The sequence below is a fragment of the Levilactobacillus muriae genome, assembly GCF_045862015.1.
GTDB lineage: Bacteria > Bacillota > Bacilli > Lactobacillales > Lactobacillaceae > Levilactobacillus > Levilactobacillus muriae.
This window is the reverse complement of record NZ_BAAFRU010000004.1, coordinates 205,208-218,056: the sequence shown is the minus strand read 5'-3', so window position 1 is coordinate 218,056 and position 12,849 is coordinate 205,208. Positions and strand designations below refer to the sequence as shown.

The 12,849-nt window shown below is 47.9% G+C and carries 12 protein-coding genes; 3 read left to right on the top strand and 9 right to left on the bottom strand.

The features are described 5' to 3' along the window. Positions 1 to 588: 588 nt before the first annotated feature. Positions 589 to 2,166 carry a peptide chain release factor 3 gene (locus ACKTSF_RS04265; protein WP_407886931.1) on the bottom strand — a complete coding sequence of 526 codons (1,578 nt, stop codon included), beginning with the start codon at positions 2,164 to 2,166 and terminating at the stop codon, positions 589 to 591. Positions 2,167 to 2,341: 175 nt separating this feature from the next. On the opposite strand from ACKTSF_RS04265, the gene ACKTSF_RS04260 reads away from it, so the two are divergent. Then, positions 2,342 to 2,896 (top strand): apolipoprotein O family protein, encoded by a 555-nt coding sequence (locus ACKTSF_RS04260; protein ID WP_407886929.1) that lies wholly within the window; start codon positions 2,342 to 2,344, stop codon positions 2,894 to 2,896. 111 nt (positions 2,897 to 3,007) lie between these two features. Here the strand turns inward: ACKTSF_RS04260 and ACKTSF_RS04255 are convergent, their stop codons facing one another. The 5 genes from ACKTSF_RS04255 to ntdP form a co-directional block, all read right to left on the bottom strand. Further along, entirely contained in the window at positions 3,008 to 5,032 is a 2,025-nt protein-coding gene (locus ACKTSF_RS04255; protein WP_407886927.1) for a CDP-glycerol glycerophosphotransferase family protein, read from the bottom strand. 14 nt (positions 5,033 to 5,046) lie between these two features. Beyond that, entirely contained in the window at positions 5,047 to 5,931 is an 885-nt protein-coding gene (locus tag ACKTSF_RS04250; RefSeq protein WP_407886925.1) for a hypothetical protein, read from the bottom strand. Positions 5,932 to 6,001: 70 nt separating this feature from the next. Next, complete coding sequence (gene tagD / locus ACKTSF_RS04245; RefSeq protein ID WP_125701408.1) at positions 6,002 to 6,421, bottom strand: glycerol-3-phosphate cytidylyltransferase; 420 nt, start codon at positions 6,419 to 6,421, stop codon at positions 6,002 to 6,004. A 223-nt stretch (positions 6,422 to 6,644) separates the two neighbouring features. Continuing rightward, positions 6,645 to 7,757, bottom strand: a complete 1,113-nt coding sequence (locus ACKTSF_RS04240; protein WP_407886923.1) for an AI-2E family transporter — start codon at positions 7,755 to 7,757, stop codon at positions 6,645 to 6,647. 175 nt (positions 7,758 to 7,932) lie between these two features. Further along, positions 7,933 to 8,484 carry a nucleoside tri-diphosphate phosphatase gene (gene ntdP, locus ACKTSF_RS04235; protein WP_125701406.1) on the bottom strand — a complete coding sequence of 184 codons (552 nt, stop codon included), beginning with the start codon at positions 8,482 to 8,484 and terminating at the stop codon, positions 7,933 to 7,935. Positions 8,485 to 8,652: 168 nt separating this feature from the next. Between ntdP and ACKTSF_RS04230 the strand changes: the two genes are divergently transcribed. After that, positions 8,653 to 8,898: a YdeI/OmpD-associated family protein gene (locus ACKTSF_RS04230; RefSeq protein WP_407886920.1), complete on the top strand. Its 246-nt coding sequence runs from the start codon at positions 8,653 to 8,655 to the stop codon at positions 8,896 to 8,898. A gap of 198 nt (positions 8,899 to 9,096) precedes the next feature. On the opposite strand, the gene ACKTSF_RS04225 is transcribed toward ACKTSF_RS04230, so the two are convergent. Continuing rightward, entirely contained in the window at positions 9,097 to 10,275 is a 1,179-nt protein-coding gene (locus tag ACKTSF_RS04225; protein WP_407886918.1) for a serine hydrolase domain-containing protein, read from the bottom strand. A 35-nt stretch (positions 10,276 to 10,310) separates the two neighbouring features. Continuing rightward, on the bottom strand, positions 10,311 to 11,111 hold the full coding sequence (recX, locus tag ACKTSF_RS04220) for a recombination regulator RecX (RefSeq protein WP_407886916.1): 801 nt from the start codon (positions 11,109 to 11,111) through the stop codon (positions 10,311 to 10,313). Positions 11,112 to 11,307: 196 nt separating this feature from the next. Here recX and ACKTSF_RS04215 point away from each other — a divergent pair, with 196 nt between their 5' ends. After that, positions 11,308 to 11,760 carry a flavodoxin gene (locus tag ACKTSF_RS04215; protein ID WP_407886914.1) on the top strand — a complete coding sequence of 151 codons (453 nt, stop codon included), beginning with the start codon at positions 11,308 to 11,310 and terminating at the stop codon, positions 11,758 to 11,760. A 177-nt stretch (positions 11,761 to 11,937) separates the two neighbouring features. Here the strand turns inward: ACKTSF_RS04215 and ACKTSF_RS04210 are convergent, their stop codons facing one another. Then, positions 11,938 to 12,849, bottom strand: a complete 912-nt coding sequence (locus ACKTSF_RS04210) for a YihY/virulence factor BrkB family protein (RefSeq protein ID WP_407886912.1) — start codon at positions 12,847 to 12,849, stop codon at positions 11,938 to 11,940.

The following is a 12,849-nucleotide window of genomic DNA, read 5'->3' as shown; positions in this document are numbered from 1 at the left end:
TACAACGGCCAAAATTTTGAGCGAACGCATCGAGGTTTCAAGCAAATTCAAGATACGTTAGAATCCATGTATTAGAAGCTAGCTAATGGGAGAGGACTTCCATTTACACAAAAAATTTGACACTCCCCTCTCCAAGTTTTTTAAACTACCCAATTGAAGGCGCTTTTATTAGTTTATATGAGCGACAATACAATCCCCTGTAAATTTAGTAACAGCTAGCTTAAAGTTTCGTGTGATAATCGACCATTTTCTCATCGGATTAACTGACCCCAGACTGATGACATGCTTATCGCAGGCCCATAATGGTTGTCCCTCACCCCAATTTAACACCGCTAGTAAGTCCGCCGTATTATCCGCAGTTGTTTTCGCAAAAGTTTTGCCTGTAGCTGGGAAAGAGCCGCCTTAAATAATACAGACAGCTATCGCTCACATCGTCACCCTTCTTCCGCACGACTCTCTCCATGACCAACTTGAGTATTGTTCAGCGATCTACATCGCTTATTAACTTGAATATAAAAAAAGCTCTCACCGAATGAGAACTTCCTTTTGCTTCTACAGAAATCACATGTGATACTGATCTCTCGATTATTATAGTTTTGACGTCAATTCAACATCAGGATACTTGTCCTTGAACCAGCGTTCTGCAAAATGATTCTCAAACAGAAACAGCGGATCACCGTGACTGTCCTTGACCAACAGATTCCGGGATGATGACATTCGTTCATCAAGTTGATCGGGATCAATCCACCGGGCAGTCTTCTTACCCATTGGTTCCATGATAACTTCCGAATTGTATTCGTTTTGCATCCGGAACTGGAAGACTTCAAACTGCAGTTGCCCCACGGCACCCAGAATGTAATCACCAGTCGAGTAAGATGTGTAAAGTTGCACGGCCCCCTCTTGTACCAGTTGATTGATTCCCTTGTGGAAGGACTTCTGCTTCATGACGTTTTTGGCAGCGACTCGGACGAAAAGTTCTGGCGTAAACTGTGGTAACTTCTCAAACTTTACGGCCTGCTTTCCGGTATAAATGGTATCCCCAATCTGGAAATTCCCAGTATCATAAAGTCCAATAATATCCCCGGCCACAGCCTTTTCGACGTTCTCCCGCGTATCGGCCATGAACTCCGTCACATTAGACAGTCGCAGCTTCTTGCCCGTTCGTTCCTGTGTGACGTCCATACCACGGTCGAACTCACCGGAGCAGACCCGCACAAAAGCGATCCGGTCCCGGTGCTTCGGGTTCATGTTGGCCTGAATCTTGAAGACAAACCCCGAAAATTCAGGATCGGTCGGCTTGATGTCGTTATCCTCTTGGGTATGGTGCGTGGCAGGTTCTGGAGCGTATTCCAGATACGTTTCCAGGAATGTTTTGACCCCAAAGTTGGCCAAAGCTGAGCCGAAGAAGACTGGGGTCTGATCCCCACTAGCAATCTTCGCCTGATCAAATTGATTGCCAGCCTCGCCGATCAGCGTCATGTTGTCACGAGCATCCTGGTACCAGCCGTCTTCTTCCAAGTCATTGTGTTCTGTCAATTCACCATCGTCGTCCAATGGCAGATAAGGTTGACTCGCATCCTTTGGCCGGAACAACTCGACCCGTTGGTGATAACGATCGTACAGCCCCTTCAATTCCTTACCCATCCCAATTGGCCAGTTCATAGGATACCCTTCGATCCCCAGCACGTCTTCCAATTCAGCGATCAGGTCCATCGGATCCCGACCGTCTCGGTCAAGTTTGTTCATAAAAGTAAAGATCGGGATGCCCCGCATCTTACAGATTTGGAACAGTTTCTTGGTCTGAGGTTCAATCCCCTTGGCAGAGTCGATCACCATGACCGCGGAGTCGACAGCCATCAGCGTTCGGTAAGTATCTTCAGAGAAGTCCTCATGCCCTGGGGTATCCAGAATGTTGATCCGCTTACCCTGATAGTCGAACTGCATCACGGAACTTGTTACGGAAATTCCCCGCTTTTGTTCAATTTCCATCCAGTCAGACTTGGCAAAGTTCCCACTCTTCTTAGCCTTGACCGTTCCGGCTTCACGCACAACGCCCCCGAACAGCAAGAGTTGTTCGGTAATCGTCGTCTTCCCGGCATCAGGGTGAGAGATGATGGCAAACGTTCGGCGCTTGTCCACCGCAGATGCTAATTTAATTTCACTCATATTGTTTAGTCCTCACAAAATTTCTTATTTTAAATAGTCGTTATTTTTTGATTACACAGCTCTTGATTTTAACACATTTAGCGTTACAATTCACGGTCCAGGCCCATTTTGCCCCGCACCCCCGTTATTTCGTGGTATCATAAAAGAATGAACGCATCGAGAAACGGGTGAAAATATGTCGGCGAGTACCGAAGCCATCATCATCGAAATAGTTTTTAGCCTGGGGGCCTTGATTGCGGTAGGCGGGCTACTTGGGCTATTCATTGCCAGACACCGTCGGCGCGGACTGCGACCGGCCATGACCGTTATTTTTAGCGGTGCCGGCCTGGTCATCATCGCTTTACTGCTCAACGTCTTGCTATTCAAGACTTATGATCACGTCCGGGTTAAAAAGGACCAGTATTACGAGATCGTCAGTCTGACGGCCAACATGAATACCTCACTGGCCAGCAGCCACGCTGCAAATCAGCCAGTCACGCCCCGTGACAAGAAGGCCAGCAAGAACGTAACCTATCTCGTCAAGCACACCGGTCAGGGGACAACTTCCTTGCGGCTAGCCAAGAGTGCCCAGGCCCAACTGACCACGCAGAAGCGGCCGGATCTGACTCTTGTCAAACGCAATTACCGTTTGATCTTGGATCACTACTTTCAAGGGACGGTGCAGCCAAGCCACACAGCTACCCAGCTAAGCAACCACGCGTATCATCAGGCCACAAGATTTCACGAATAACCAATCTGCATCCGTCGTTACGGCATCCAATCCTATTTTGACAGAAAAGCGAAGCCCGACTGGCTTCGCTTTTCTTATCTGCAAATTTAAGGTCAAATGACGGCGACGACGTTACCCGTTCTTTTCGATCTGTTGAACCACGTAGTTAACGATCTTCAGAGAACTTAACCCATCGTCGATCGAACAGAAGCGTTGGTAGAAGTCCATAAACTTCTGATCATCGCTCATGTCCGGCGTCTTCAGCTTGTCACCGATCATCGTCAACAATTGCGACTCGTTGTGGGCAATCTCACCCGGCAGATCCTTCTCGTAATCGAGATAGAACCCTCGCAATTCATCCTTGTACATGTGATAATCGTACGGGTAGAACAGGATTGGTCGTTTCAGGTAAGCGAAGTCAAAGAAGACGGATGAGTAGTCGGTAATCAGCATGTCACTGATCAGGTACAGGTCAGAAATGTTCGGATGATTGGAGAAGTCAAAGACCACCCCTTCATAGCCACTGATATCCAACGCATTACTGATCAAGTAGTGCATCCGCAGAACCAACACGGCATCCGTGCCATACTGATCGCGAAATTCATCGAGGGAGAATGGTAGCTCGAAGGTGTACTTCCCCTTCTCAGCAAATTGATTGTCCCGATAGGTTGGCGCATAGAGCACAACCTTCTTATCCAACGGAATGCCCAACTCCTGCTTCAACGCGGTCACATCTTCGCGGGTACTGTTGATGAGTTCGTCGTTACGCGGATAGCCCACCTTTAAGATTTGATTGTTAAATCCAAAGGCCGACCGGAAAATTCGTGTGGAGTAGTCGTTAGGTGAAACCAATGCATCCCAGCGATTGGCTTCACGAACGAAGTTGGCGTGATACTTGGTCGTCGTGGTCCCGGGCATCGATACATTTTCAATATCCAAGCCCAGTTTCTTCAGCGGCGTTCCGTGCCACGTTTGGATATAGGTCACATAATTGGGCTTCTTAATCCAAGATGGAAAGCGCGCGTTACTGATCCAGAAACTGGATTTTTCCAGTGTCCGCACCCACTTGGAAGTCCGCCGAATAATAAATGGAATCCCATTTTCTTTGCAGAGCTTCTTTTGTGACCGGTCAATCGACCAGATAAAGGTAAAACCAGGATAGAGTTGTTTGAATAACTGGTAAATAGCGTAAGGTGAATCACTGACCTGTCGTCCACCAAAACTTTCAAAAATTAACGTGGGTTGATCGTAAGGCCGGTGCCCTCGCTTGAACAGTCGTCGCATGTAGAACAGGTTGGCCTTATCCATTAACATCGAGAGGAGCTTCGTTGCGCCGCCCACCTTGCCTGGCACATTCGCCAGACGTTGTGGAATGGATGGTGCGGCCGTTTCCTGAACCCGAATACCATTATCAAAACGCTTGTCAATGATTACCAAGCGGTGGCCTGGTGTCACGGCTTGCGTCACTTGACCAGCCAACGACTTGGCTAAGACCACACGTTGCTCCAAGTCTTGGCCATCGATTGTTGAGCGAATGAAGAGCTGCTGGGTACTGTCCGCCGCGAGATCGGATAACGGAATGAGCCCCGTGAATAGCCCATGTAAGGTCATCTGGGTAATTGGCCATTCTGCCGAGCTGTCCGCCTGAACGTTCTTCAAGACCAGTCGCTGATTGGTGATTGCGTGGTTGTTGATTCGACTAGGTCCGATCACTTGGAGTTGGTCATCTTGCAGGTTGATTGCGTTAATGGTGAACTCATCTTCCGCTTGTTCCGTATGCATATTAAACAAGGCCATCCCGTTAGCATCGCTATTCAGTTGGTAGTAGCTGGTCAGCGTCAACTGATGACGATCACTCAAGTATTCACTCTCGACCTGAATCAGCCCGCGTGTATTCTGTTGTTGTAAGTTTAAATAGAGTTCCCAGCTAAACTCACTCTGACCCTCTGCTGGAAATTGGAGATCATTCGCATTGAGCCGCAGCCGAACGACCTGTGCACTCAGTACCTTGCTGACGGGAATCGTGATGGACGCCTTGGTTTGTTTTTCCAAGAACGTTACCGCAAGATCGTCGAACGGTTCCGGCACATCGATCAGTTCGAGCTCGAGTTCCTGTAAATTCTTTTTATGATGTAATCCTGATAAAATCGCACGCACGATGGAAAAACTCCTTAGTAGTTAAAAATCAGTTGGTTCGGCATTTGTGGTGAGAAGTGTGCGTTGACCGCTAAATCAACGTACAACCGGGTATCATCCGTCAACAATCGACTGAGAACCGCCTGATAGAAGGCAAAAACGTCATTGAAACGACGATAGTTCGAGTAAGCCAAGACACCATAGTAAGCCTCCGTAGCCGTCACAATCTGCGTCTGGTCAACCGTATTGGCTTCCACGCGTTCCCGTTGCCGCTTCGACAGCGCCTCCGAGGTGGCTACTTGCTTAGCTCCCTCGAATTCGGTAGCTAGCATAGCCGAGGTCGCACTTAAATTATAAATGTGTTCGATTGGTCGCTCATGTCTTACGAAGCGTAAGACGGCTTCTCCGCGCCGATTAAGCAGATAGCTAGTCTGGGCAACTTCATTTTGAATTTTTTCAATTCCGACGACCTGACCGTCTAATCCGTACGTATCGACTTGGACCAATTGATCCGCTTGATACTGGCGCAGAACCATTGGTGTCTCATCATCGATCTGCCGCAACTCAGCCACCATGTGGCCTTCACTCAGGTACCGCTTGACCTGCTCCTGATTATCAGCAAACAATCGTTGCTCATAGTTGTCGAGCCCCATCACATGGCGTTCTTCAGTAGTCAAGGCCAGCCCTGGCTCATCCGCAAACATTTCAGCCAAGGTAATCAGCCGGATTTTTTTAACTTGACTGTTCTTTCTAGCCAGCTGATTTAAATATTGTCGCACTGTCCAGACTGATTCAAAATCGACCATCGCCACTAAGACACTGACCTGCGTCCCATTCTTCAAAGCCTTTAACAATTGCGTGGAGAAATTCGGTTTGTGAATCCCATTGAGGGATGTCAATAAAAATATCATCTGCTGCATTCGTTTGCCTCCGTCTACGCGTTCCTAAGAAAAAATCCCTAGTCTGCGACTAAGGATTTCACTGCCAACACTACTTTTCGTCTTCCGTCCAAGTTTTTTCATCGGAAAGACCTAAATCGTGCTTGATTTTAGTCGTGGAGATGCCTTCCGTCCGTGGTAAGTAGATGACTTCACAGTAATCCTTCAAGAAGTCAAACTTACCCTTCCAGTCATCACCCATAACAAAAACGTCAATGTTATTTTCCTGGACGTCGCGAATCTTTTGGTCCCAAGTAGTTTCTGGAATCACGTGGTCAACGTACTTGATTGCTTCCAAGATGTATTTCCGGTCTTCGTAAGAGGTATAAGCCCGCTTACCCTTCTCCGCATTAAATTCATCGGAAGATACGCAAACCGTTAAATCGTCACCTAAGGCTGCGGCCCGTTTCAATAAGCGAATGTGACCCTTATGGATCAGGTCAAACGTTCCGTAAGTAATTACTTTTTTCATGTAGAATCTCCTACTTTATCTGGTTAATTTCCCGGTTATTTTACCCGGGGTCTATTTTTCAAAAAATCCAATAACAATCTAAATAGTAGCATATTCAGCGGTCACGTCAACTTCAAACCACAAACGTTAGTCATTTCTTGATAATTTCTACCCAACTTAGGCGAATTTACGAAAATTCCAACACAGGTAGTCGTCAGGTGACACCATCTTGCCGAATGACGTCCTACAGTGACTTCTTCTCCGCATGTTCCAGTTGCCAAATGGTATAAAGGTACTGCACTACCGTCTTGACTACGGCGTACAGCGGAATCGCCAGAATCATCCCCAACAGCCCGGCAATGTTCCCAGCCGCCAGTAAGAGGATAATGATGGTTAACGGGTGAATCTGCAAACTCTTCCCAATAATGTTGGGGTAAACTAGGTTCCCATCGATCTGTTGGACCACCACGACCACGATAATCACGTAAATGATCAGGCTGGTACTCGTTGCAAATGCCACAATGAGTGCTGGGAGAATCCCAATATAGGGTCCCACGTAAGGAATCAGGTTGCAGATCCCGGCAAAGAATCCTAACAACAGCGCATATTTTTCACCCACAAAGAAGTAACCGATCGCCGTAAAGCTCCCCACGAAGAGGCACTCGACGATCTGACCACCCACGTAGCGGGCAATCGTATTGTTCATGCGTCCCAATAACTCAGCCGTCTGCTCCCCATGCTTAGCGGGTAACCATTTTCGAATAGCCGGCATGAACTTGTCGCCATCCTTCAACATATAGAATAGCATCACGGGCACTGTGACCGCCGTCACTGTAACGGTTGTGACCGTACCAATAATACTACCGATGCCACTGGTCAGGCCGCTCATGAAGCTCTGCGCGTATTTGGACAATGCACTCTGCATCTGCGTTAAGTATTTGGAAAAATCAATCTCTTTCAGTAATGGATGATTGATCAGCTTATTGAGTACAGCCTCACTAGACTTCGCAAAGTCTGGAATATTGCCAACTAGTGTCGTGACCTGCGTGACCAAGCGGGGAATCACCCACATCGCCCCGGCCACGATAACCAGGACCAGGAGTAAGAAGACCAATGAAACGGCACCCGTTCGGTTGATGTGAAATTTCTTCCAGCGCACCTTCTCCAGAAGCTTGACCACCGGATTCAGCAGATAGAAGAGGATTCCAGAGATCAGTAGTGGCGCAAATATTGTGGAGAGAAAGATGCCAATTGGGGAGAATAAGAAGCTGATCTGTGTACAAACCCAGATCAACGCAGCGACAATCAACAGTTCCACGGACCAAAACATCAGTCGTGAATTGGCGACCCACTTCATGGGCAATACCCCTCTCGTTCGTAGTTTATTTTTAAATCGTATTTCAAGACACAACAAGTCCTAATGGCCTTTAACGGTGTCTAGCAACAACGATGCTTTTTTGAAAAAAGGAGCCAGCCACGAATGACTTGCTCCTGGTGATACGGAAGACAACTCTTACAGGTCTACGCCGCAATTAATTTGAGCGTCGTAACAGTTCCTGATACCGTTGATACCAAAGATCGACATAGGCTTTAGAAAAGGGGCCCTTGTGATGATTAATCCAATCGACGAGGGTCAAGACGTTTGCCTTCAAAATCTGATCGGTTTCCTCGCCATACTGCCACCGTTGACTGAAATCTTGATATTCATCAACGTCGAGTAAGCGTTTCTCACCGTCCGGAAAGACCTTTACGTCGAGATCATAATCAATATATTTGAGCGCTTCTTTATCCAAAACATACGGGGAAGCCAGATTACAGTAATACGACACCCCGTTATCCCGAATCATCGCAACAATATTGAACCAGTAATGCTTGTGGAAATAAACGATAGCGGGTTCTCTTGTCACCCACCGCCGCCCATCGTCTTCAGTGACCAACGTGTGATCATTAACGCCGATGAGGGCATTCTCGCTTGTTTTGAGTACCATCGTGTCGCGCCAAGTTCGATGCAAACTTCCGTCGTGCTTGTAGCTTTTGATCGTAATGAAGTCGCCTTCCTTAGGTCCTCTAGCTTCGCGCGTCATGTATTAACCCTACTTTCTAAGTAACGGGTAACTATAAAAATTCAATCAATATTATACCAGATTCGGCCGTATTATTGAATAGGCACTGCCACATTCCTGAACAAAATCCTTGGGTGACCCGTAAATTTAAGATAAACTGAAAGAATCAACACGTGAGGTGAATACTTAATGACACAAGCACCACTAAGTACCTTTGAACCCATGATTCCCCAAGTCGCCGATCTTTTGGCTGATGATCCGCAGCTCACCGCCTTCTTTGCTAACCTAACCGTTGGCTATCAACGCGAATGGGCCCGCTACATCTTCGGTGTCAAGGCCGATGACACGAAGGCCCGTCACATTGCCGACATGCGGCAGATTCTGGCGGCCGGATACAAGTCTAAGCGCGCTTATGGCAGTCGTCCCAATGCTTAGCCGGTTGGATGATTGACTGATCGATTAGCTTCCAATTTGAAGCTTTCTCTCAGCAATCGTGCACACCGGGCCAACCAAAAAACAGACACGATAGCTGCGGGCACCATTCTAATTGGTATCTGCGGTGCTCTCGTGTCTGCTTTTTTATTTTACCTGGATATGACCGACAATCACTTCTACATTGACTCACAAGTCATGTTACTTCCCAAGTTCACCGGCCTGCAACAGGTTCCAAATCTGAATCGCCGGCGTCTGCGAGAGTTGGTTGGCCCGGTAATAGTTACTCAAAAGCACGACGCCATCCGTCCCATCCTTACTCAGCAGAGATGTCGCTTCGTATCCATATGCCAAGCCATGGGTCCGAACGTAGCCTGGATAGACATACATCCCACCACCATACATTGAGGTCGTCCCCGGCGTCAGCAAGACGCTGACGTCATTTTCTGGATAGAGCTTGCCTTGTAACATGTTCCGTTGGGCCGTGTAGAGATCACGCGCAGACATGTAGACCTGCCCCGTCCCGAACTGATAGAACATCGAAGCCTTGGATTCCCCAAACTGAGAATTGTAGTTAGCCGTCACATCCGCATTATTGGCATTCTGGTACCCCTGTGCGTACGTGGCCTGGTCCGCCATGTTGAAGACAAATCCAGTGTGCTTCAGGTGCCAAGCATCGGTAATGTTCTGGGTGAAGTAGCGGCGGTAGCTCTCACCACTCGTCTTCTGAACAATCCCGGATAGCAACATGAAGTTAACTGGTGAGTAATCCCACTTACCGATCTGAGCTGGGCGACTCACCACATTGCTTAAAATAAAGCGAATCATTCCTTTTTCCGAGTGGAGCTTGTCCGGAAATGCGGACAGCGTCAACCCACTCTTCATGTCCAACATATCCCGCAGCGTGATCTCATCGGACCCGGCAATCGTTGGGTAGTATTTCGACAAGGGATCGGTGAGTGATAGCTTACCCTCACTGGCGAGTTTCATGATCAGTCCCGCCGTAAACGACTTTTGCACGGATGCCAACTGGTATACGCTGTGGGCGCCGTTCTTCTTGTGATCCGCTGCATCTGCGTATCCCCAGCCTTTTTGGTAGATCACTCGCTTATTATGAACGACCAGCGCCGTCCCCACAAACCGATTGGCTCGGAGAACTGCATCAATCTCCCGCGTGGCTGCCGTTGGCCTTGCCATAGCTACGGCCTTCTTCACAACCGTTTTTTCCTTCTTAGGCTTCACTTGTCGGACGATTGAACTACTGCTTGTCTTTGTTTCCGCCTGTGTCTTGGCCTGATTGTTAAACCACCAAGCCAGCCCCCCGCTGAGGCCCAATACCGTAGCAAATGCCAGCATCGTTCCCATAACTTTAGAATTCATGGTAACTCCCCCTTACCCTTTAATTCCGAATGGGCTTATTCAGCCGATTCCCCTAAATCAGCCAGCCATTGACTAATGTCATCCAGCTTAAATCCTTTGCGGTACAACATTTGTTTTGTTTTATACTGCCGTTCCGAGGGACTAAGTGCCCGGTACCGCCGTAAGAATTTTTCACCCTGCTTAGCAAGTAGTGCCTGTTGCTCATCCACATCCGGCGTCAAGTCCACGGCATCGAGCATCGCCTTGATCTCATCACCACCGAACCCCCGTGTCATCAGCCCCTGGCGCATCTTCTGCTCCTGATTACGCGATGAATTGTGCTGATAGCGCTTCGCCAACTTCTCCGCCACGGCCGTCCCCACGGCCAATTGCTCCTCTGGCGTATAAAGGGTCAGTGCATCGTCAATCACCTTTTCGCCAACGCCCTTCTGCCGTAAATGTTGGCGGATCACACGCGGTCCCTTGTCTCCCATGTGCATCACTGTGCGCACGTAACTTGCGGCGTAGTGTGCATCATCCACTAGCGTAAACTCACGTAGCTTCTTGAGTGTCTGTTCAATGGTCTCCTCGGGAATCTCCAATGTCACTAACTTGTCAGCAACTTCTCTCTCGGTTCGTAATTGATGGGATAAATAATCCAGTGCACGATTGTACGCCTTCGCCACATCATCGGCAGCGGTCAGCTGTTCCTCCAATTCCTTGTCGATCTCCATGCCCTTATACAGACGAAAGTCGACCAACACACTCTCACTCACGGGGAACGCGTAGTGCCCGTCAACGTAAATGTTAAACCGACCACTCCGTTTCTGTGCTTCAATCATAGTAATTTCGGCCATTCAGGTCACATCCTTTTCTCGTCTTCTGTCATCATTTTACCAGTTCTCTCACCGAGGTGACGACCCCAATAGCGGTTTAGTTAGTCAATCATATTTTCAGCGTCACTATCATCCCCACACGTCACCATCGCTAGTCACTATCACGATTGCCTGCTATAATTAACGGCAATCAGTATGACTAAAGGAGTGAACGCTTTTGCTAAAAGCACACGTGGTCTTCGCCACAATCACCGGCAATAACGAAGACGTTGCCGACATTATTACCGAAAGATTAGAAGACCTGGGTTGCCAGGTCACTGAAACTGAGATTTCTCAGACCGATGCCGCGGAATTCAATCAAGCCGACATCTGTGTGGTCTGCGCCTACACTTACGATGAGGGCTCTTTGCCAGATGAAGGGCTCGACTTCTATGAAGACTTACAGACGCTAGACCTCCATGGCAAGACCTTCGGCGTAGCTGGTTCCGGTGACACCTTCTACGGCGACTACTACAACACAACCGTTGATCACTTTGAGGCCGTCTTCACCAAGACCGGTGCATCTCAGGGGGCGCCTAGTGTCAAAATTAACTTGGAACCAGATCAGACGGCTATTGCGCAACTTGATGACTTTACCACACAACTGGTCGTCAACACGCAACAGGCCTAAGTTGCATCACTATCGCCCCACGTTGTTCGGTGACATCGCTGCAATGCAACTGTGTCTAAAAGCTACGACTCATCAAACTTTTCGAAGTTGATGAATCGTAGCTTTTTGTGCGTCTTATCTCACATAACAACTGCTTTTATACCGCTGCCCGTCTAATCGCTTAGACAGGCAATGCTTTCAATGACTCTTGTTATTGCGCTTCAACCGATCTCTCAAAATATAGGTAAAGACTGCCTGCTCTTCGATGGTCCCTTCAACTAAGTCTTGTATGGCAGCATTGAGCACCGCACCAAACATTAAAATTAGGGCCGTGAAATCCAGCCAAAACATCAAAACAATAAATGTCCCAATCGTTTTATAACTATCAATATTGTGAACAAAGAATTTCAAATACCAACTAAATGCCTGTGAGAGCAATAACCAGCCCAGGGTCGCCGTTAATGCGCCTGGCCAAATATAGCGTAATTTTAATTTCACACTAGGAACGAAGTAAAACAGAATCATCAGAATAAAGAATGTCATCACAAACGTTACCGGCCACTTCGCTGCATTAACGTACGCTAAAATCTGCGTCGGTATGTGCAAAAGTGGTGTGAGCCGTTCCAAGACGATCTGTCCCACACTAAAGAACAGCATCATTAAGAACAAAAAAGCAATTAAGGCCACCATCCAAAAGAATGCCACCACCCGATTAACAATGGCATTCTGCTTCCGCACGACACCATACGCCCCATTGACCGTTCGCTGAAATGCGGCAACAGCTCGGGATGAAGACCAGATGGCGACAATTACCCCAATAGACAATACGCTACCACTTCGATTGCTTAAAAACGAATGGATAATCGGTGCCAGTAAGTCGTACACGTTCTCCGGAATAAACGGCTCGATGCTGTTCATCACGGTACTCGTCTCAATATGAAAAAAGGGCAATAAACTTGCTAGAACCAATAATGCTGGAAACAATGACAAAAGGGTATAGTACGCTAATACCGCCGCCGAGTCAGACACGTTCGCCATTTGATAGTGCTTACCGATGGTTTGGATGATCCGGTTGATTCCCGCTAAATGCGGGCGCCATTTCTGCCACAC